At 31.6% G+C, this 20,776-nt stretch carries 18 protein-coding genes; 9 read left to right on the forward strand and 9 right to left on the reverse strand.

Annotated features, from left to right (window positions below):
- Nucleotides 1–66: 66 nt before the first annotated feature.
- Nucleotides 67–1,974 carry an AMP-binding protein gene (locus tag B3792_RS01000; RefSeq protein WP_291068637.1) on the reverse strand — a complete coding sequence of 636 codons (1,908 nt, stop codon included), beginning with the start codon at nt 1,972–1,974 and terminating at the stop codon, nt 67–69.
- Nucleotides 1,975–2,335: 361 nt separating this feature from the next.
- Here B3792_RS01000 and B3792_RS01005 point away from each other — a divergent pair, with 361 nt between their 5' ends.
- The 5 genes from B3792_RS01005 (at nt 2,336) to ctlX (ending at nt 8,281) form a co-directional block, all read left to right on the forward strand.
- The gene (locus B3792_RS01005; protein ID WP_291048205.1) at nt 2,336–4,570 is read left to right on the forward strand and encodes a RelA/SpoT family protein; all 2,235 of its coding nucleotides are present in this window, start codon (nt 2,336–2,338) and stop codon (nt 4,568–4,570) included.
- Between the two features lie 43 nt (nt 4,571–4,613).
- Nucleotides 4,614–4,895 carry a hypothetical protein gene (locus B3792_RS01010; protein WP_038335788.1) on the forward strand — a complete coding sequence of 94 codons (282 nt, stop codon included), beginning with the start codon at nt 4,614–4,616 and terminating at the stop codon, nt 4,893–4,895.
- 466 nt (nt 4,896–5,361) lie between these two features.
- Nucleotides 5,362–6,339: an amidohydrolase family protein gene (locus B3792_RS01015; RefSeq protein ID WP_291068639.1), complete on the forward strand. Its 978-nt coding sequence runs from the start codon at nt 5,362–5,364 to the stop codon at nt 6,337–6,339.
- A gap of 78 nt (nt 6,340–6,417) precedes the next feature.
- Nucleotides 6,418–7,332: a dimethylarginine dimethylaminohydrolase family protein gene (locus B3792_RS01020; RefSeq protein WP_291068641.1), complete on the forward strand. Its 915-nt coding sequence runs from the start codon at nt 6,418–6,420 to the stop codon at nt 7,330–7,332.
- Between the two features lies 1 nt (nt 7,333).
- Nucleotides 7,334–8,281 carry a citrulline utilization hydrolase CtlX gene (gene ctlX / locus B3792_RS01025; RefSeq protein ID WP_291068643.1) on the forward strand — a complete coding sequence of 316 codons (948 nt, stop codon included), beginning with the start codon at nt 7,334–7,336 and terminating at the stop codon, nt 8,279–8,281.
- A gap of 62 nt (nt 8,282–8,343) precedes the next feature.
- Here ctlX and B3792_RS01030 read toward each other — a convergent pair whose 3' ends face one another.
- The 6 genes from B3792_RS01030 to pafA all read right to left on the reverse strand — a co-directional run bounded on the left by B3792_RS01030 (nt 8,344) and on the right by pafA (nt 14,891).
- A complete protein-coding gene (locus B3792_RS01030; RefSeq protein WP_291048214.1) occupies nt 8,344–9,177 on the reverse strand; it encodes a sulfurtransferase in 834 nt (277 codons plus the stop codon).
- Nucleotides 9,178–9,246: 69 nt separating this feature from the next.
- Entirely contained in the window at nt 9,247–9,684 is a 438-nt protein-coding gene (locus B3792_RS01035) for a copper resistance protein NlpE (RefSeq protein ID WP_286494814.1), read from the reverse strand.
- 21 nt (nt 9,685–9,705) lie between these two features.
- Nucleotides 9,706–10,482, reverse strand: coding sequence for a hypothetical protein (locus tag B3792_RS01040; protein ID WP_286494815.1), 777 nt, complete (start codon nt 10,480–10,482; stop codon nt 9,706–9,708).
- Between the two features lie 70 nt (nt 10,483–10,552).
- Complete coding sequence (locus B3792_RS01045; protein ID WP_286494816.1) at nt 10,553–11,722, reverse strand: porin; 1,170 nt, start codon at nt 11,720–11,722, stop codon at nt 10,553–10,555.
- A 54-nt stretch (nt 11,723–11,776) separates the two neighbouring features.
- Nucleotides 11,777–12,838, reverse strand: coding sequence for a linear amide C-N hydrolase (locus tag B3792_RS01050; RefSeq protein WP_286494817.1), 1,062 nt, complete (start codon nt 12,836–12,838; stop codon nt 11,777–11,779).
- 406 nt (nt 12,839–13,244) lie between these two features.
- On the reverse strand, nt 13,245–14,891 hold the full coding sequence (gene pafA / locus B3792_RS01055; protein ID WP_286494818.1) for an alkaline phosphatase PafA: 1,647 nt from the start codon (nt 14,889–14,891) through the stop codon (nt 13,245–13,247).
- 104 nt (nt 14,892–14,995) lie between these two features.
- On the opposite strand from pafA, the gene B3792_RS01060 reads away from it, so the two are divergent.
- On the forward strand, nt 14,996–15,448 hold the full coding sequence (locus B3792_RS01060; protein WP_115000556.1) for an SRPBCC family protein: 453 nt from the start codon (nt 14,996–14,998) through the stop codon (nt 15,446–15,448).
- Between the two features lie 50 nt (nt 15,449–15,498).
- Here B3792_RS01060 and B3792_RS01065 read toward each other — a convergent pair whose 3' ends face one another.
- Nucleotides 15,499–15,705 (reverse strand): hypothetical protein, encoded by a 207-nt coding sequence (locus B3792_RS01065; RefSeq protein ID WP_038334195.1) that lies wholly within the window; start codon nt 15,703–15,705, stop codon nt 15,499–15,501.
- A gap of 136 nt (nt 15,706–15,841) precedes the next feature.
- On the opposite strand from B3792_RS01065, the gene fumC reads away from it, so the two are divergent.
- From fumC to B3792_RS01080, 3 genes are all read left to right on the forward strand, one after another.
- The gene (gene fumC, locus B3792_RS01070; RefSeq protein ID WP_180904387.1) at nt 15,842–17,239 is read left to right on the forward strand and encodes a class II fumarate hydratase; all 1,398 of its coding nucleotides are present in this window, start codon (nt 15,842–15,844) and stop codon (nt 17,237–17,239) included.
- A 128-nt stretch (nt 17,240–17,367) separates the two neighbouring features.
- On the forward strand, nt 17,368–17,802 hold the full coding sequence (locus B3792_RS01075) for an antitoxin Xre/MbcA/ParS toxin-binding domain-containing protein (protein WP_221854470.1): 435 nt from the start codon (nt 17,368–17,370) through the stop codon (nt 17,800–17,802).
- Between the two features lie 2 nt (nt 17,803–17,804).
- Nucleotides 17,805–18,257 (forward strand): RES family NAD+ phosphorylase, encoded by a 453-nt coding sequence (locus B3792_RS01080; RefSeq protein ID WP_180904386.1) that lies wholly within the window; start codon nt 17,805–17,807, stop codon nt 18,255–18,257.
- Nucleotides 18,258–18,315: 58 nt separating this feature from the next.
- On the opposite strand, the gene B3792_RS01085 is transcribed toward B3792_RS01080, so the two are convergent.
- Nucleotides 18,316–20,718, reverse strand: a complete 2,403-nt coding sequence (locus B3792_RS01085) for a heavy metal translocating P-type ATPase (RefSeq protein ID WP_286494820.1) — start codon at nt 20,716–20,718, stop codon at nt 18,316–18,318.
- Between the last annotated feature and the right edge of the window lie 58 nt (nt 20,719–20,776).

The raw sequence follows: 20,776 nt of genomic DNA on the forward strand, positions 1-20,776 counted from the left end.
AAATGAATAAAAAAAACAGTAATAGTAGGAATTACTGCTTTTGAGATAGTGAATGAATAAAATGGATTATATTGACGAAATCGCAAAGGCTAGACCTACGTTTCTTCTTGAAAATTCGTGAATTAATTCATCTAAAACTGTAGCATCATCAATTGTAGATGGAATTGTGAATGGTGTTCCGTCTGCAATTTGAGATAAAGTTTTGCGTAATATTTTTCCGCTTCGTGTTTTTGGTAGTCTGTTAACTATTATAGATGTTTTGAAACAGGCAATTCCGCCAATTTCTTTGCGTAATAAAGTAATCAAATCTTTTTCGATTTCTTCTTCCGATTTTGATGCGTTTTCTTTTGTAACAATCAAACCTATTGGAATTTGACCTTTCAATTCATCTTTAATTCCCACAACCGCACATTCTGTAATATCAGGATGAGAAGAAACCAATTCTTCCATTGTTGCAGTACTTAACCTATGACCAGCGACATTAATAATTTCATCAGTTCGACCTGTAATAAATACAAAACCATTTTCATCTCTAAAACCTCCGTCACCAGTTAAATAATGATTCGGAAATTGTTGAAAATAACCTTTTATAAATCGGTGTTCATTTCGCCATAAACTTGTCATACAACCAGGAGGAAGTGGAAGCTGAATCACGATAGAACCTTCCTCTCGTATATCATTTTCTTGACCTTCATCGTCAACAATTTTAATATTATATCCAAAAACAGGCAATCCAGCTGCACCAGGTTCTGGCATTATATTTTCGACTCCAGCACAAATTCCTAACATTGGCCAACCGCTTTCTGTCTGCCACCAATGATCAATAACTGGTAATTTTGAAATTTCTTTTAACCAATAATAAGTAGATGTATCACAGCGTTCTCCTGCTAAGAATAAACGTTTCAGACTTGACGTATCGTATTTTTGGAATAATTTTCCTTCTGGATCTTCTTTTCGAATTGCTCGAATTGCTGTTGGAGCTGTGAAAACATTTTTGATTTTATGTTCTTCAACCATTCTCCAAAAAGCTCCAGCGTCAGGAGTTTTGATTGGTTTTCCTTCATAAATAACCGTTGTAACACCATAAATTAACGGCGCATAAACGATATAGGAATGTCCAACAACCCAACCAATATCACTTGCAGTAAGAATTGTATCACCTGGTTCTAAATCATAAAAATAGTTCATTGTCGAATTTAGTGCAGTTGCATAACCTCCTGTATCGCGTACGACACCTTTTGGCGTAGAAGTTGTTCCAGAAGTATACAAAATATATAATGGATGTGTACTTGGAACTTCGATAGGTTCTATAGGTTGATGTTGATACATTTCATCATAGGTATGAACGTTTTCTGCTGATAAATCATCGGTGTGATTTGGACGTTCAAAAATGACAATGTTTTTTGGTTTGTAAAGTGTTAATTCAATTGCTTCATCAATCAATGGTTTATAGTTGATTTGACGATTAATTTCTACTCCATAAGACGCAGAAATAATAACATCAGGTTGAGCATCATCAATACGAATAGCTAATTCTGGCGCTGCAAAACCTCCAAAAACAACAGAATGTATTACACCAATTCTCGCACAAGCAAGCATCGCAACAATTGCTTCTGGAATCATAGGCATATAAATAATTGCTGTATCACCTTTTGATAATCCTAAGGATGTAAGACCTCCTGCAAAACGACTTACTTTTTCTAAAAGCTGATTGTACGTAATTTTTTGAACAACTTCTGTAACAGGAGAATCGTAAATTAAAGCAAATTGTTCTCCGCGTCCAGCTTTTATATTTTCCTCCAAAGCCAAACGGCTCATATTTATTTTTCCGTCAACAAACCACGAATAATATCCGTTTTCATTTTGTTTTAAGATTTGTTCAGGGTAAGTTGACCATGCTAATTTCTGCGCTTCTTCTTTCCAAAAAAGTTCAGGTTCTTCAATACTTTTTGAGTATAAAGTTTTGTAATCCATTTATGTGTGTGCTGTGTTTTATTTGTTTTGTTAAGTTAGAAAAATGTTTAGAATTAATAATAAAGTTTAAAATGTTTGTTTTAGGACAGTTAATTATTTATCAACTATACAATAAAAAGTAGTATATAATTGTAAATTGATAAAATCAGATTATATTAATCAACTTTTATTATTAAATTAATAGTGTAAAAAGTACGTTATAAATTAGATTGATTAAAAATAAAGACTTAAAAAACGTGATAAAATCAGTTGAATATTATAGTCAATAAAAAATAAAATATTGTATATTTAATCCTTCGAAGAAAGCAGATAAATAAAGGGAATTAAAGCTTTTTTCTAAATCAACAAAAACATAAGAAAGATGGATACGCCTCATGTTATTACAGACGAACAATTAGAGAGAGAGAACATTGAGATAACGAGACGTTATAAAGAGATGCTTCAAAATACATATGTCACTTTATCAGATGAAGATAAAAAGCTGATTCGTAAAGCTTTTGATTTGGCTGTTGATGCGCATAAAGATCAGCGTAGAAAAACAGGCGAGCCATATATCTATCATCCGATTGCTGTTGCCAAAATTGTTGCTGACGAAATTGGGCTTGGTGCTACATCAATTTCTGCGGCTTTAATGCATGATGTAGTAGAAGATACTGAATATACGTTAGAAGATATTGAGAAACTTTTTGGAAAAAAGATTGCAAAAATTATAGATGGATTAACAAAAATTGCTGTCTTAAATAAACAAGATGTTTCGATACAATCTGAAAATTATAAAAAATTATTACTGACTTTATCTGAAGATGTGCGTGTGATTTTGATCAAAATTGCCGATCGTTTACACAATATGCGTACGTTAGAAAGTATGCGAGAGGATAAACAGTTAAAAATAGCATCCGAAACTATTTTTATATATGCGCCTTTGGCTCACAGAATGGGATTGTATAACATCAAATCTGAACTAGAAGATTTGAGTTTGAAATACACTAAACCAGATGCATATTTTAATATTGAACATAAATTAACAGAAACTGAAGCCGAAAGAAAAAAATACATTGATGATTTCTGTAAGACTATTTCAGAAAAACTTGAAGCCGAAGGTTTAGAATTTGAGATAAAAGGTCGTTCAAAATCAATCAATTCAATTTATCGAAAAATGATTAATCAAGGAATTCCTTTCGAGGAAGTTTTTGATTTGTTTGCGATTCGTGTAATTTATCGTTCAGATAAAAAGAATGAAAAATTCTTAGCTTGGAAAATTTATTCGTTGGTGACGGATTTATTTATTCCAAATCCAAAACGTATGCGCGACTGGATTTCTCAACCCAAAACTACTGGTTATGAATCGCTTCACGTAACGGTTATGGGACCACAAGCGCGTTGGGTAGAAGTACAAATTCGTTCCGAAAGAATGGACGAAGTTGCCGAAATGGGTATCGCAGCACATTATAAATACAAAGAAAATATATCGGACGACGAAACGAAAGTTGATGAATGGATTCATCAAGTTCGTGAAATGTTGGAGCAAGAAGATACTAAGGATGCGATTGAGTTTATGGATAATTTCAAGTTCAATTTGTACTCCAAAGAGATTTATGTTTTTACGCCAAAAGGAGACTTGCATTCGTTACCAAAAGGAGCGAGTTCGTTGGATTTTGCTTACTCTATTCACACCAATGTTGGTGACCATTGTTTGGGTGCAAAAGTGAATGGAAAATTGTATCCGCTGTCGCATCAATTGCAAAGTGGTGATCAAGTAGAAATCATTACATCAACACAACAAAAACCAAAATTAGAGTGGTTAGAATATGTTGTAACGAGTAAAGCGAGAAGTAAAATTAAAGCTTCTTTAAACTCAGATAAACGTAAAGTTGCAGAAGATGGAAAAGAAATTATTCAACGTAAATTAAGACATTTAAAGGTTGATTTTAGTGAAAATACGATTAATCAGTTACAGCAATACTTTAAGTTAAGTTCGAGTCAAGATGTATTTTATAATGTTGCAATGGGAATTATTGACAACAATGATTTACGTAAATTTGCAGAACGAAATACTGGTTTCACAGGATTGATTAACCGTTTCAGAAAATCAACATTCAATACAACTAAAAAAGATAATATTTCTATCGACAAAACGAAATTAGATAGTCTTGTTTTTGGGAATGATGAAGAGCGTTTAGATTATGAATTAGCGAGTTGTTGTAATCCAATTCCGGGTGACAAAGTATATGGTTTTATCACAGTTTCAAAAGGAATAAAAGTACATAAGGTAGATTGTCCAAACTCAGTTTCGTTACAAGCAAATTATGCGTACAGAATTATAAAAGCGAAATGGATTGATTCTTCTCAACAAGAATTTAAAGCGTTGATTGAGTTACAAGGTTTGGATCGAGCTGGAATGGTGAGTGATATTACGTTAGTTATTTCAAAAAATAACTCGTTGAACATGCATAGTATTAATTTATCTGAGGATGCAGGTATTTTTGATGGAAAGATTACAGTTTCAGTTAAAAATAAAGCCGAATTAGAAAAAATCATGATGGAAATGAAAAATATTGAAGGAATTCAATCTGTAAAACGAACATATAAAAATTAGTTTTTATAAAATATTTAATTAACTTTATATAAATTAACGATTTATGAAAAAAATATTATTAGCTTTTGCATTTCTTCCAATGTTGAGTTTTGCACAAGAAAATTCAAATGAAAAAGTTTTAAATAGAATTGTACCAAGTTCTATATCTATTTCTGAATATGAAAATAGTAGACCTGCAATTTTTATTGATGGAGAGAGAGTTGATAAAAGTATTTTTACGAAAATGAGTCCAGATGAAATTAAATATATTACAGTAATCAAAACAGATAAAAAATATCCAAACGGAAAAATTGATATTGTTTCCAAAAAAGAGAAAGAATCATAACATAAAAGTTTGAGAAATTATGGAACAAATATTAATGATATGAAAAAATTACTATTAGCTTTTTTATTTCTTCCATTGTTGAGTTTTGCACAATCTAAAACTTTGAATGATACAATTCCTGGAATTAAAAATTCTAAATTAATCATTTCTTAACCAAAAAAAGATTTAAAAATAGGTTATTCAATTGACGGAAAAGATGTTGATTATGCAAGTTTTATTGCAGTAAATATGGATTTAGTAGATGATTTAAAATTTACAAAGCCTAATTCAAAATATCCAGATGGTAAAATAGAACTTTTTCTTAAAAAAAATAAACAAACAAAAAAGTCCAACTATTGTTGGATTTTTTTTGCTTGCTCATGTTACTAACAAAGGCACAAAGTTACAGAAATCTTTTTGATAATATCGCTTCATTTCTATTGAATAATCTTGTTAATTTTACATCCCGAAAACAAACAAACTCACGATGAACAAACAGAACTATAATCCAATTGAAGAAGTACTTGAAAAAATCAACGAAAAAGGAGGTTGGGTTAATACGCATTCACACTTAGATAGAGCTTATTCATTGACTTCGGACACTTTCGCATTATCAAATTCTTACTTAAAAGAAAAATGGCATTTAGTTGATGATATGAAACGTAATTCATCTGTTGATGATATTTATTTCCGAATGGAAAAAGCGATTAATTTCATGTTAGAGCAAGGTTGTCAAGCAATTGGTTCTTTTATTGATGCGGATGAAGTGATTGAAGATCGTAGTATACAAGCTGCTCAACGCTTAAAAGATAATTACGGAAAAGACATCGAAATGCGTTTTGCAAATCAAGTATTGAAAGGAGTTATCGATCCAAAAGCGCGTGAATGGTTTGATATGTCTTCTGATTTTGTGGATATAATCGGAGGTTTACCTGCAAAAGATTTCGGTCGAGAAGATGACCATTTAGATATTTTATTATCAACTGCAAAAGCAAAAAATAAATTGGTTCACGTTCATGTTGATCAATTTAACACAGACGAAGAAAAAGAAACCGAGCAATTAGCATTGAAAACGATCGAACATGGAATGCAAGGAAAAGTTTCTGCGGTTCATTCAATTTCTGTAGCAGCTCATCCAAGAAAATATCGTTACGAATTATATGATTTAATCAAAGAAGCAGATATGCACATTGTGTCTTGTCCAACTGCATGGATTGATCATAATCGTACAGAGCGTTTAGCGCCTTCGCACAATTCGGTAACTCCAGTAGATGAAATGATTCCAAGAGGAATTAACGTTGCCTTCGGAACAGATAATATTAATGATATTTATAAACCTTTTTCTGATGGTCATTTACTTACAGAATTGAGAGTAATGCTAGAGTCTTGTCACTTTTATGATGTGGAACAACTTTCAAATATTGCAACAGTAAATGGTTTGAAAGCTTTAGGAATTCAAAAATAAAATGTATATTTATACAAAATTAAATCTCGCTATTGCGGGATTTTTTTTGGAACATAAAATTAAAAACTACAATAAATTATGCGATTAAATGTACAGAATGAAACGGCTCAACTGCAAACTGTAGTCTTGGGTCGAGCAGAATCTAACGGAGCTAATCCAACACTTGATCAGACGTTCGATGCCAAATCTTATGAAACCGTAAAGAATAACGATTATCCAAAAGAAGAAGATTTGATTGCGGAAATGTCAGAATTTGAACAAGTTTTGAAAAAATATAATGTTAAAGTTTTACGTCCAACAATGATCGAAGATTGTAATCAAGTTTTTTCTCGTGATGTCGGTTTTGTAATTGATGATGAATTCTTTATCTCGAATATTATTCCAGATCGTTTAGAAGAATTACAAGCCTATTGCGAAATAAAACGTCAATTCAAAGGGAATAAAATCAATGCTTTACCAGAAGAAGTTTATGTAGAAGGTGGCGATGTGATTTTGTACAACGATTATATTTTTGTTGGAACGTACAAACAAGCTGATTTCAAAAATTATAAAACAGGACGTACAAATGTTGAATTTGTAGAGTATATCAAAGCCAAATTTCCCAATAAAAAAGTCTTGGATTTTGAATTGAAAAAGAATGATGAAAATCCTTACGAAGGAATCTTACATTTAGATTGTACATTCAATCCTGTTGGGAAAGACAAAGCAATTATTTACAAAGACGGCTTTTTATTTGAACACGAATATCAGCAAATTGTCGATATTTTTGGGAAAGAAAATTTATTCGAAGTGACAAAAGAAGAAATGTATTGGATGAATCCTAATGTGTTTTCAATTTCTCCTGAAGTTGTTGTTTCTGAGAAAAATTTTACACGTTTAAATGATCATTTAGAAAATGTATGGAACATAAAAGTGGAGCGAATTAATTACCGCGAAGTCTCTAAAATGGGAGGTTTATTGAGATGTTCTACAATGCCATTAATCAGAAAATAACATGAAACAAAAACAATATACATCAACTATTTTGATGGTTGAGCCAACAGCTTTTTATTACAATCCAGAAACTGCTGTTAACAATTATTTCCAAACAGAAACAACAGATTCTCAAGAAGATATTCAGAAACAAGCTTTAGAAGAATTTCAAGAAATGGTTTCTGCTTTGCGTTCGAAAGGTGTAAATGTTATCACGATTAAAGATACTGCATCGCCACATACACCAGATTCAATTTTCCCAAACAATTGGATTTCATTTCACGATAACGGAAATGTAGTATTGTATCCGATGTTTGCGAAAAATAGGAGACAAGAGCGTCGTGAAGAAGATGTCTTGAGTTTGTTGGAAGAAAAAGGTTTTCATATTGATGATGTGATTGATTTTACATCGGCAGAAGAAGACGAAATTTTCCTGGAAGGAACAGGAAGTATTATTCTTGATCGCGAACATGAATTGGCTTATGCATGTATTTCTCAACGAACTGATGAAGATTTATTGATTGAATTTTGTGAGGAATTAGAATATACACCTGTTATTTTTCATGCGAATCAAACTGTAAATGGAGAACGCAAACCTATTTATCATACCAATGTAATGATGTGTATTGCAGATAAATATGCGATTATTTGTTTGGATTCTATCGATGATAAAAAAGAAAAGAAAGCGGTTTGTGAGTATTTATTAGAAACTGGAAAAGAAATTATTGCAATTACAGAAGCACAAATGCATCAATTTGCTGGGAATATGTTGCAAGTTGGCGGTTTAGGACAATCATATTTAGTGATGTCACAAACAGCTTATAATTCTCTTGATCAAGAACAAATTTCTAAAATTGAGGCTTATAATCCAATATTACCTGTTAAGATAGATTTGATTGAAAAATTAGGAGGAGGAAGCGCTCGCTGTATGATGGCGGAAGTTTTCTTACCAAAAAATAAAAACATTTAGCTTAAAATTTACAAATCCGAGTTTTTTACTCGGATTTGTAAATCATGCAAAATAGTTTTAAACTATCTTTCAATCGGTAAATTTTCGTCAGCGCCCCATTCAGACCAAGAACCATCATAAACTTTTACCTTATCAAAACCTGCAATTGTCGAAGCCAAGGCTAGGATGGAAGCTGTAACACCAGAACCGCACGAAAAAATATTTTCTTTGGATGAATCTGTCAATTTTTCGAAAATTGCTTTCAGTTTTTCTTTTGATTTATATGATGTATCAGCCAAAACATTTTCAAAAAATAAATTCTTAGAAGCTGGAATATGTCCGCTTCGTAAACCTTGTCTTGGCTCAGGAGAAGTCCCCTTGAAACGCCCTTCTGATCGAGCATCTATAATCATTTTTGAATCATCATTTATTGCATTTAACATAACTTGTGTATCAGCAAACCAATTCGATTGAAAGTCAGCAATAAAGTCACCTTTTATAGTAGGTAGAAAATAAGTAGAAGTTGTGACAAAATTATTATCCATCCAAACAGGTAATCCGCCATCTAAAACATATATTTCATTGTGTCCCATTACTTTGAACATCCACCAAACTCTCGGACTCGAATAAACTCCCCAACGATCATAACAAACGATGATAGAATCTTGATTAATGCCCAAATTTTGAGCTTCTTTTGTAAAAGTTTCTTCATCAACAAATGTATGAGGAAATTGCGAAGAATGATCAGAAAATTTTCCTTCCAAATCAAAGAAAAGAGAATTCGGAATTAATTTTAATTCTTGATCTTTTATTGATTGTCCAACTTTATCAATCGTACAATCTAAAATAATTAAATTTTTAAGATGTAGATTATCATGTAATTCTTGTGTTGATATGATTGGTGAATTGAAAGTCATTTCTGTTTTATTTTTTATAAAAGTAAAAAAACGCAACCATTTTTGGTTACGTTTTCTTATCTATCTTATTTATTTTTTCTTTAACTGATAATTTTGTGCTAAAGCTCCAGTAATTTCATTTCCTTCTAAATCTAATTGGAATAAAATATTCTCTCCAACCTTATAACGTTTATATTCATCGTCTTTTGTTTTTAATGAAATTGAATTACCATCATCAGTCCACGTAATATTACCTTGATTTTCAACCTTTAGGTTTTTGTCGATATATTCCTCTGTTAAGGTATATGTATTATCTTGATTTAAAGTTAATTCTGTTTTAATTCCTTCACAATCAGCACAAGGGATCACGCCCTCATAAGTTCCGTCCCAATCTAAAGCAGATTGAGAAGTGGAGTCATCGATTTTTTGTGATGATTTATTTTCAGTGGCAGGAGTACTTTCAGTCTTTTTTTCGCAAGCTGTGAATAATATGCTTGTAAAAGCACATAATACAAATAATTTTTTCATAATATATTTATTTTAAGGTTATTATTTTAAGTTAAAGCCAATTTTTATCATTGGTCCAAACATATCCATATCATAAACAAAGTTGGAATTGTTACTTCCTTTCTCGTAGTCCATACTTATGATTTGATAGCCCGCCATTGCGTAAAATAAATCAGAGAATTGATAACCAGCCAATCCTTCTAATTGCCATGCTAATTTTGAGCCGATTCCAAATCCTCCAATTTCTCCAGAAACATTATACAAAAACTTTTTGTTTGGTAAACTTCTTGTTCTTGCAACTAACATTGGATCTACCCAAGTTTTAGAAATACTACGATCTAAATGCATTGGTTTTAAAGAAACTGGATTGATTAGATTTACATCAAATCCAGATTTAATATTTACAAGGTTCATACTAATACCAGCTTCTAGCCAAGGTGTAATTTTTCTCAATAAACCTGCTTCAAAAGAGAATTGTTTTGCTGTTAATTTACCATCCAAAACTAAAGGGTCTTTTTTAACATTTGCAGCTAAAGAAGCATAAATAATATCAGATGTAATCACCCAATCTTTGTTTTCGGCTTCAAAAATTAACATTCCAGCAAATTTCAAATGCTCAAAAAAGTCTGAAGGGGATTGACTTACATGTACATTCGGAAGTCGAGAAACACTCGCTTTTCCTTTCATATGAGGCAACATCATATTTGGCTCTACTTTGAAATGCCAAGAATCATCTGGCTGAATTGAGTCTTGAGCAAAAGTTTGCGTACTTGATGCTAATAGAATTAAAAATGTGCTTTTTTGAAAAAAGTTAAACATAATTTTTTAAGTTTCGTTTTATTAATTATTTCAAATGATAGAGAGAAAAGTTAAGTTAGTTGTGGTTTTATTATAGGTTAAGTTTCTTATTAAATTGTCTAGATAAATCTAGTTTCATTCCCAATGTAAAAACACTTTGTTCTTTTTTACCAATATAATTTTTACCAAAAGAGATACGCTGTTCTGTATATAATTGTACATATTTCATCGGATAATATTCTAATCCTGTAATGAAATCACTTCGTCTGAAATTTTTATCAATGATTATATTTTCTACAGATTTCTTTGTTTCAGGAACATATAAATTATAACCTCCTAAAATTGAAAATTTATTTAGTTTATATTTCAACGCTGTCTCAAAACCTTTTGCATCAAAAACATATGAAGGATTAATTGTATTTTCAGATTGATATGAAATAGGTATAAAATCACCATTTTGCTGTAAAATTCCAAGTAGACTAACATCAAATTGTTTACTCGTATATTTTAAACCAATTGAATAAAAAGTTGGATGTCCTGATAAACCTAAGATATGATTATCATCAATTAAGTTTTGAGCTATAAAAGCACGGTTAAATGCAGCTCCAATACTAATATTTTGATTTAATTCTAATTGAGCTGAAAAACCAAAACCATCAATAATCTTATCATCATTTCCACCTTTTGTTTGGATTTGAGCACCAAATTGAAAAGCTTTAATTTTATTTCTATAAATTATTGATTGATCTGCTCGTCCTGTTCCTAGCAAACCACCATCTGTTCCACCTGTAAAAGTTGCAGAAGCGCGTCCTCCAAATACATTAAAACGATCTGTATAAGCTGTAACATCACGGTAAACACTCCATTGTTTACCAAATGTTATTTTACCATATTTAGACAAATCAATACCTAAGTAACCCAAGCGATTACCAAAAACTTGTTGTTTTTGTTCTGAAACAATTGTCAAAAGATCACTATCTAAATTTCCATCAACATTAAACGACGAGTTACCTTTGAACATATTTATTTGGAGTTCAATACCAGCTACAAATGCAATATTTCCTTTTTTTAGATTAATTTCAATTCCAGCACGAGAGGCATTTTCTTGTAGCTCCATTACTTTATCATGCACAGCAAGATGACCTCTCAAACTAGTGTAAGGTCTTATCGAAATATCAATTGTATCATTTGATTTTTGAGCATAAACAATAGATCCTAATAATAAAAAGGCAGATATAAAATGTTTGTTATTGGCAATCATATTGAATGTTGATTTAGAACTATTTGCAAGAAAAATATTGATTAATTTTTCGATCTAAATTCCAACAAATGTAAATGGTTTTGTATCACTAAAAAGTTGTGAAGTTTCGCCAGCATACGTTTCATTTTTACTTACGCTTAATCGTTTTGTTTTTGCATTTTTACCAAAATCAATTTTCTTTAAATCAACCCAAAATGTATTTGGAGTTTTTGTAGTTTCAAAGTAATAAACAAGATTTTTATGATCAGAAACTGATCTCCATCTTGTAGACGATATGTTAGGTTCTGCTTCTGAAGAAATTCCTAACGGAACCGATACATTTCTGATAACACTAAAAACACTTGCAGTAGAAGTGCGAGTATCAGCGGTTTGCGGAATTGCATTAATGTAATATGATGCTCTTACATAACGATCAGCAGCTCTGTTAGTTCCTGGTAACATAATTGTTCCTGGAATCCCTTTCCAATATTGATTAATTGCTAATTGCTCATCAAAAACTGGAGAATTTGTCATTACTGTATAAGAAGGATCATGGTGTATTTTTAATTTCCCGTTTACATATTCGAAAATTGCATTGTCTCCATTTGCATCAGAAATTGAAAGATGTAAAGTTGTAAATTTTTGAGTACCTGGAATGTAGTCAGAAACAATTACAAATTTTTCTTTTCTCAAATCATCTACAGCTTCTTTTACTGTAGCATAATTATCTAAAACATATTGTGCCCAAGCTGCAATTGTAACACCTGGCTTTGTTCCTTTTGGATTAAATTGAGGATACTGGCTTTCTACTAACCACAAAACATTCGCAACAAGTCCTTTTTCGTTCATGCCATCTGTTGTCGCAATGTCCCAAGCACTTGCAATTACACTTCCGTATTTTGAAGTCCATTTTTCCGAAGCATTTCCAACGTTGCCAGATCGATCTATACCTCTAGGAAAAACCCAAATATTTGCATCAATTTCATCTTTCCAATCCATAGAACGAGCTGTGATTACAGTATTTTCTGGACCTTTATAGACAACTCTTGTGCAAGCATCTAGTTGTGGAGATAATAAAAAAAATAGGTTGGTAGAAAATAATGTCAAAGTTAATTTACTTAAAAAAGTCTTTTTCATTATGATGTATTTAGAATATTAAAGTTATTAATTTAATTGGAGAAAATTATACTCTTTTACTAATATTGTGCAGAATATTAAAAATTATCCATTTATACAATGTTGTTTTTGGAATATTATAACGTTCTATAATTTCTCATGATTTTGTATAATTATCTTCTATTACAAATCAACGAAAAATGCTGATTTTCCTCTTAAAACAAATCCCTCATTACCCCCTCTTATTTATATTTTTCTCATTATCAATAATATGAGCTTATTATTTATCAAAATAATGTTATAGATGTTAATCGTTAATTTCTTTAATTATAAAATTTAAACAATTGAAATAGAGTAAATAATAATTATAGAAACAAAAAAAAACGCAACTAATTAAGTTGCGTTTTTAGAATTATCTTTTATAAGATTATTTTGGATTTGTTACTTCAGAAACTGGTTCGCCAATATTTCCGTTTGGCTCTTCTATATGTAGCAAAGCGGCAACTGTAGGTGCGATATCTGTCATATAAACACGGTTATTATTTTTACCATGTTTTATACCCCAACCCATCAAAACAAATGGAATGTGAGCATCGTAAGCCCCCCAAGTTCCGTGTGTTGTTCCTCCAGCATTTTGTTTTCCGCCGTACCATTGTGGTTCTAAAATATAAGTAATAGCACCGCTACGTTTACGATTGTAACCGTTAACCATTCGTTCTTTGATAATCGCAGGAATAGAAGCTTCTCCAATTTTATCCATATCAGCTACGAAAGAAACACCATCAACTTTTTGCATAAACTTTACGATTTCTTCTTTGATATCTTCTTCGTCTAATTTATTTTGTTCGATCGTTTGATAATTCAAATGAACCTGATAATTTGTCAATGAGCGTACAATATCAGTAGATTTGAATTTCTCTTGTAATTTAGCATTTAATGCTTTTTTTACTTCTCCAGTTGGAAAGTATCCTGCATTACCTTTTTTATCTTGGAAATATTTAGGATTATGAGCTCCACCATGATCTGCAGTTAAGAAAACTAAATATTGCCCTTTTCCAACTTTTTGGTCTAAGTGATTAAATAATTGTTCCAAGTCTTTATCTAAACGCAAATAAGTATCTTCGGCTTCGATTGTATTTGGAGAAAATTGATGTCCAACATAATCAGTAGAAGAGAAACTAACCGCTAAAAAATCTGTAATTCCTTTCTCATTTTGACCTAATTTTTCGTTATCAATAATTTCAATCGCGATATCTTTTGTTAACGAATTTCCGAAAGGAGTAGAGCGAATCAAACCTAAACCATTTTCTTTTTTCAACGCTTTCAAATCATAAGGAAATTGCATTTTATCTAATCCTTTATAATTTTCGCGATATGGATTTCCATCTTTTTCACTTTGTACATAAGTATCAATCGGATAAAGTGTGTTCCATTTGTCTAAATATTTTTCAGGAACTTTTTTATCGTTGAATTTTTGTAACCATTTTGGCAACTCATTCATATAAAATGTACTCGAAACCCAGTTACCAGATTCTCCATCAAACCAAAAAGCAGCATCAGCAAAATGACCTGCAGGTAATATTCCTCCACGATCTTTTAACGAAACTCCATATACTTTTGAACGGAAATTTGTTGATAATTTTAATTGATCAGTAACTGTAGAAGTTAACAAGTTTTTTGGAGACATTTTTCCTGCTTTTGATGAAGTTCCAACCCCATTTACAGCATCATCTTGCGTACAATACATTTCTTGTCCTGTTGCTTGAATGATAAAATCGTTCCCAGCAATTCCGTGAATAGCAGGCACAGAACCTGTATAAATAGTGCTATGACCGATAGCTGTATAAGTAGGTATATAAGGAATATAGGTATTTTCGTTGCTAAAACCTTCGTTTAACATACGATTGAAACCTCCTGTAGAATATCTATCTTGGTAACGATATAAATAATCCCATCGCATTTGATCGACAACGATACCAACTACTAGTTTTGGACGGCTAACCTCTTGTTGCGCATATAGCGAAAGACCAGCAAATAACCCTAAAACACTTAAAAAAGTTTTATTAAATTTCATTTTAAAAATTTTACACATAGCAAATGTAACAATTAAATTTTGGGCTAAATTTAAATAATAATTAAAAAATTAGTAAATTAAACAAAATCATAAAAAAATAGAATATGAGTGCAAAGCCTGTAGAAATAGTAGAAATTTTTGATGTTTCAATTGATAAAGTGTGGAATGCCTTAACGACAAAATCTGCTTTTGATAAATGGTATTTTGATATTAAGAAGTTTGTTCCAGAAGTTGGATTCGAATTTGAGTTTTATGGCGGATCGTATTTACATCACTGTAAAATAGTAGAAGTAGAGCCGACTAAATTGTTAGCTTATACATGGAAATATCCTGTCTACGAAGGAAATTCTGTTGTTACATTTATTTTGGATGAATTAACAGATGAAATTGTTCCGCAAACAAAATTAACGTTGATTCATGAAGGAATTGAAACTTTTCCGCCTGATGATAAAAATTTCTCGCGCGAAAGTTTTGAAGCTGGTTGGACAGAAATTATCCGAATTAGTTTGAAAAATTATTTGGAAGGAAATTATGAAGAAGATTCGAAAGTCGAATAAATAAAAAAAGGAACTTCGTCAAGTTCCTTTTAATTTTTTTTTACAGCTTATTATTTTTTGAATAATACTGTGATTCCTTCTTGATTTGGTAAAATCGGACGAGGATCTTCTGCTGTTACTATTCCAGCTTTTTCTTTTCTTAAATTCGCAACCCAAAATGGAATCCAAGAAATAGCCATCGTTGCAAAAAAGATGATACCCCAGAATCCGCATAAAGCGATTGTTAAGAATAATAAGAAACCTAAAAATTGAATCATGATTTTATTTTTATGTGATACAAACTTAGTAAATAAAATTTATAGAAATACTAACATTAATCACTTTTCTTTCATCAAACGATTTCTTAAATTTGTGAGATAAGTAAACAATATATAAATAATAAAAAATACCAAAATGGAATACAGAATTGAGAAAGACACCATGGGGGAAGTAAAAGTTCCTGCAGATAAATACTGGGGTGCTCAAACAGAACGTTCTCGTAACAACTTTAAAATTGGTCCTGCGGCTTCTATGCCTCACGAAATTGTAGAAGGTTTCGCTTATCTTAAGAAAGCTGCTGCTTATGCAAATGCTGAATTAGGTGTTTTACCAGTTGAAAAACGTGATGCTATTGCTGCTGTATGTGACGAAATTTTAGCAGGAAAATTAGATGATCAATTTCCTTTAGTAATTTGGCAAACAGGTTCAGGAACTCAATCTAATATGAATGTGAATGAAGTTGTTGCTAATCGTGCGCAAGTTTTAGCTGGATTCAAAATTGGAGAAGGTGAACCAGTTCTTAAAGCGAATGACGACGTTAACAAATCTCAATCTTCTAATGATACTTTCCCAACAGGTATGCACATTGCTGCTTACAAAGCAGTTGTTGAAGTAACAATTCCAGGTGTTGAGCAATTACGTGATACATTAGCTAAGAAAGCTGAAGAATTTAAATCTGTTGTAAAAATTGGTCGTACACACTTAATGGATGCAACGCCATTAACATTAGGTCAAGAGATTTCTGGATATGTAGCGCAATTAAATCACGGTTTAAAAGCTTTAAGAAATACACTAGAGCATTTATCTGAAGTTGCTTTAGGTGGAACTGCTGTAGGTACAGGTCTTAACACGCCAGAAGGATACGATGTTTTAGTTGCTAAATACATTGCTGAATTTACAGGTCATCCATTTGTAACAGCAGAAAATAAGTTCGAAGCATTAGCTGCTCACGATGCAATCGTAGAAACTCACGGAGCTTTGAAACAATTAGCTGTTTCATTAAACAAAATTGCAAATGACGTTCGTATGTTAGCTTCTGGACCTCGTTCAGGTATTGGAGAAATTATCATTCCAGAAAACGAACCAGGATCTTCTATCATGCCAGGTAAAGTAAATCCTACTCAATGTGAGGCGTTAACAATGGTTGCAGCTCAAGTTATGGGTAACGATGTTGCGATTACAATTGGAGGAACTCAAGGTCATTATGAATTGAATGTTTTCAAACCAGTTATGGCTGCAAACTTCTTACAATCTGCACGTTTATTAGGAGATGCTTGTGTGTCTTTTGATGAGCATTGTGCGCAAGGTATTGAGCCAAATTATGCTCGTATCAAAGAATTAGTTGATAATTCATTAATGTTAGTTACAGCACTTAATACGAAAATTGGTTACTACAAAGCTGCTGAAATTGCTCAAACAGCTCACAAAAACAACTCAACGTTAAAAGAAACTGCAATCGCATTAGGGTATGTAACTGCTGAAGAATTTGACGAATGGGTAAAACCAGAAGATATGGTTGGTTCTTTGAAATAAGAATTTTTAAATCATTATATAGGAAGAGGTTGCTTAGGCAACCTCTTTTTTTGTTAAATTTATTTAAATTTGAGAAAAAGTTCCTTTATTAAGTGGAAAAATTGTAACTTTAATAAAAGTTTAGAATTATGGCAACTGTTAAACTAAAAAAATACGAACAAATCATAAATGAAATCCCTGAAGTAAGAGATTTTACGAGTGTTTATTTTTACGTAAATCGTTATAATATTGATCAAAAATATATTCAATATCTTGATGAATTATCAACGTTAAAAGACGAAATAATCTCAAGTTGGTTAAATATCACAACGCGTACATACAGAAATTATAAAACGAAAGATGTTTCTCTAAAAGATAATACAAAAGAGCATATTGTTTTATTGATTTCTTTATACAAACACGGTATGGAGGTTTTCAATACAAAAGATGATTTCGAGAAATGGTTAACGACGCCTAATGTTTTGTTAGATAAAAAATCGCCAGCAGATTTTCTTGATACAGTTTCAGGTCTGAAATTTATCGATAATCGTTTGACTGCGATAGAATACGGAGAAAACGTCTAACAATGTTAGTTTACAATATTCGTAAAGCGAAATATTCAAAATCATTACAAGCTTCTGGAGTTGCCAACAGATGGAATAAAAATGATGAATTTGTTATTTATGCAGGAAGTTCTCGCGCGCTTTCAACCTTAGAATTGGTGGTGCATAGAAGTTCTATTAGCATTGATAACTCGTACAAATTATTAGTGATAGAAATTGATTGCGAAGAAGATGAAATTTATGAAATTAAAAAGTCTAAATTACCTAGGAATTGGCAATCTGTAGAGGCTTATCCCGAGTTACAAGAGATTGGTTCTGCTTGGTATCAGGATTTTAAATATTTGGTTATCAAAGTTCCATCGTCAATCATTCCAAAAGAATATAATTATTTAATCAATACAAAACATCCTGATTTTTCTTCAAAGGTTAAAATCAAAGAATTAGAAGATTATAATTGGGATGATCGTTTGTTATAAAACACAAAAAAATCGACTAAATATTTAGCCGATTTTTTTATGAATATTTTAAAGTTTTTTAAATCTTTTTATACTTTAACAATAAACTATTTGTTACAACACTTACACTACTCAAAGCCATTGCAGCACCAGCAATCATAGGATCTAACAAAAATCCATTAATTGGATAAAGTACTCCAGCAGCGATTGGAATTCCGATTACATTGTAAATAAATGCCCAGAATAAATTTTGATGAATTGTTTTGACTGTTTGTGTTGAAAGATTAATCGCATGATCGATTTTTGTCAAATCTCCTCCAATCAATGTAACTTCTGCCACATCAATCGCTATATCAGAACCATTTCCCATCGCAATCGAAACATCTGCTTGAGCCAACGCTGCACTATCATTAATTCCATCACCAACCATTGCGACAACTTTTCCTTTTTGTTGCAAATCTTTGATAATACTCATTTTATCATTTGGTAAAGCATTTGCGACAACTTGATCAATTCCGACTTGTTTTGCAATTGCATTTGCCGAAAATTCGTTGTCACCAGTCACCATCCAAACTTCAATTCCTTTTTCGTGAAAAGCTTTAATAGCTTCAACAGAAGTTGCTTTTATTTCATCAGAAATTCCAATTAATCCCAAAACTTTTTTATCATTTCCAAAGAAAGAAGTAGTATAATTTTTAATCGAAAAATCTTGAATAGCTTGTTTTACATTTTCATCAATTTGAATATTTAATTCAGTAATCCAACTTGTTTTTCCAACATAATAAGTGTCATTTAAAATATTAGCTTTCAATCCTTTTCCAGATATATCTTCAATTTTTAGTTCAGGTAAAATATCTTGTTTTCCAATATGTTCTGTAATCGCTTTTGCCAAAGGATGTTGCGAATTATTTTCGATTGTATAAAGCATATTTTTAGCAGAATCATCAAACCAAATCAATTCTTGTACTTTTGGTTTTCCTTCTGTAATTGTTCCTGTTTTATCTAAAATAATTGTATCAATTTTCTTCGCTAATTCTAAACTTTCAGCATTTTTGATCAAAATTCCTTGCTCAGCACCTTTTCCCATTCCAACCATAATCGCGGTAGGTGTTGCTAAACCAAGCGCACAAGGACAAGCGATAACAAGGACAGTAATCATCGATAAAAGGGCCATTGTAAAAGCATTTTCTTGACCTAAAACTAACCAAGTAATGAACGTTAGAATTGCAATAATAATTACAATCGGAACAAAAACACCTGCAATTTTGTCTACCAATTGTTGAACTGGCGCTTTACTTCCTTGTGCATTTTTAACCGATTGAATAATTTGAGCCAAAAGTGTATCATTCCCTACTTTCAAGGCTTTATATTGAATAGGAGAGTTTTGGTTTAAGGTCCCTGAAAAAACATTTGCATCAATTCCTTTTTCAACTGGAATTGGTTCTCCTGTCAATGAACTTTCATCGATAAAAGATTCTCCCGAAACAATAATTCCATCAACCGCAATTTTATCTCCAGGTTTTGCAATAATCAAATCACCAATTTGTACATCTTCAATTTTCACTTCAACCTGATCTCCATCTTTCACAACCAACACAGTATTAGGTTGTAATCCGATTAATTTCTTGATCGCTTCGGAAGTATTTCCTTTCGCACGTTCTTCCATCAATTTACCAATCAAGATAAAAACGATGATTAAACCAGCAGCTTCAAAATAAGGATGCGCATGCAAACCTTTGCTGTGCCAATATTCTGGAAATAATGTATTGAAAACGCTAAAAAGATAGGCTACACTTGTACTCAAAGTAACCAAAGTATCCATATTAGCCGATTTATTTTTCAATTGTTTCCAAGCACCGACGAAAAATTGTTGCCCAAAAATGAAAAGAATTGGCGTAGAAAGTGCCCACATAATGTAATTTCCGTAAGGCATATCCATAAAAAACATTCCAATAATAAATAAAGGAACTCCAAAAATTAAAGCCCAAATCACTTTATTTTTCAGCGTTTTGTATTTTTCTTCGTGAAGTTGTTCTATTTCTTCATCTTGATTTTTAGACTCATCAATCACCAAATCATAGCCAACTTCTACTAAAGCATTTTTCAAATTTTCTGGAGAAACTAGAGTAGGAATGTACTCTATTTTTCCCATTCCATTTCCGTAATTCACTTCCGCATTTACAACACCTAACTGACGATTAAGATTCGCTTGAGAACTACTCGCACACGAAGCACACGTCATATTGAGAACGGGATACGATTTTTCGACAGAATCTATTTTGAAGTTATTTTGCTTTAAAGTTTCGTAGATTTTAGGGGAAACTTTCCATAATTTCTTTGCCGAAACGTTAATCGTTTTAGCATCTAAATTCACAGCATATTCATCAAGATTTTCTATTTCAGAAAGTAATTTATTGATGAGTTCAACATCTTTTTCTGAATTCAAATTGATAATCGGTATAGTAAGTGTTAGTGCATTCATAACAGTAATTTTATGGGACAAATTTCCAAAGATTTTGGCGAGAAAGTATTATATAATT

This window comes from Empedobacter sp. UBA5924 (genome assembly GCF_002431085.1).
GTDB lineage: Bacteria > Bacteroidota > Bacteroidia > Flavobacteriales > Weeksellaceae > Empedobacter > Empedobacter falsenii_B.

What these genes read in the sequence shown, in the direction of transcription:
- B3792_RS01000 (WP_291068637.1), bottom strand. Translation starts at nt 1,974, where the DNA reads ATGGATTACAAAACTTTATACTCAAAAAGTATTGAAGAACCTGAACTT.
- B3792_RS01005 (WP_291048205.1), top strand. Translation starts at nt 2,336, where the DNA reads ATGGATACGCCTCATGTTATTACAGACGAACAATTAGAGAGAGAGAAC.
- B3792_RS01010 (WP_038335788.1), top strand. Translation starts at nt 4,614, where the DNA reads ATGAAAAAAATATTATTAGCTTTTGCATTTCTTCCAATGTTGAGTTTT.
- B3792_RS01015 (WP_291068639.1), top strand. Translation starts at nt 5,362, where the DNA reads ATGAACAAACAGAACTATAATCCAATTGAAGAAGTACTTGAAAAAATC.
- B3792_RS01020 (WP_291068641.1), top strand. Translation starts at nt 6,418, where the DNA reads ATGCGATTAAATGTACAGAATGAAACGGCTCAACTGCAAACTGTAGTC.
- ctlX (WP_291068643.1), top strand. Translation starts at nt 7,334, where the DNA reads ATGAAACAAAAACAATATACATCAACTATTTTGATGGTTGAGCCAACA.
- B3792_RS01030 (WP_291048214.1), bottom strand. Translation starts at nt 9,177, where the DNA reads ATGACTTTCAATTCACCAATCATATCAACACAAGAATTACATGATAAT.
- B3792_RS01035 (WP_286494814.1), bottom strand. Translation starts at nt 9,684, where the DNA reads ATGAAAAAATTATTTGTATTATGTGCTTTTACAAGCATATTATTCACA.
- B3792_RS01040 (WP_286494815.1), bottom strand. Translation starts at nt 10,482, where the DNA reads ATGTTTAACTTTTTTCAAAAAAGCACATTTTTAATTCTATTAGCATCA.
- B3792_RS01045 (WP_286494816.1), bottom strand. Translation starts at nt 11,722, where the DNA reads ATGATTGCCAATAACAAACATTTTATATCTGCCTTTTTATTATTAGGA.
- B3792_RS01050 (WP_286494817.1), bottom strand. Translation starts at nt 12,838, where the DNA reads ATGAAAAAGACTTTTTTAAGTAAATTAACTTTGACATTATTTTCTACC.
- pafA (WP_286494818.1), bottom strand. Translation starts at nt 14,891, where the DNA reads ATGAAATTTAATAAAACTTTTTTAAGTGTTTTAGGGTTATTTGCTGGT.
- B3792_RS01060 (WP_115000556.1), top strand. Translation starts at nt 14,996, where the DNA reads ATGAGTGCAAAGCCTGTAGAAATAGTAGAAATTTTTGATGTTTCAATT.
- B3792_RS01065 (WP_038334195.1), bottom strand. Translation starts at nt 15,705, where the DNA reads ATGATTCAATTTTTAGGTTTCTTATTATTCTTAACAATCGCTTTATGC.
- fumC (WP_180904387.1), top strand. Translation starts at nt 15,842, where the DNA reads ATGGAATACAGAATTGAGAAAGACACCATGGGGGAAGTAAAAGTTCCT.
- B3792_RS01075 (WP_221854470.1), top strand. Translation starts at nt 17,368, where the DNA reads ATGGCAACTGTTAAACTAAAAAAATACGAACAAATCATAAATGAAATC.
- B3792_RS01080 (WP_180904386.1), top strand. Translation starts at nt 17,805, where the DNA reads ATGTTAGTTTACAATATTCGTAAAGCGAAATATTCAAAATCATTACAA.
- B3792_RS01085 (WP_286494820.1), bottom strand. Translation starts at nt 20,718, where the DNA reads ATGAATGCACTAACACTTACTATACCGATTATCAATTTGAATTCAGAA.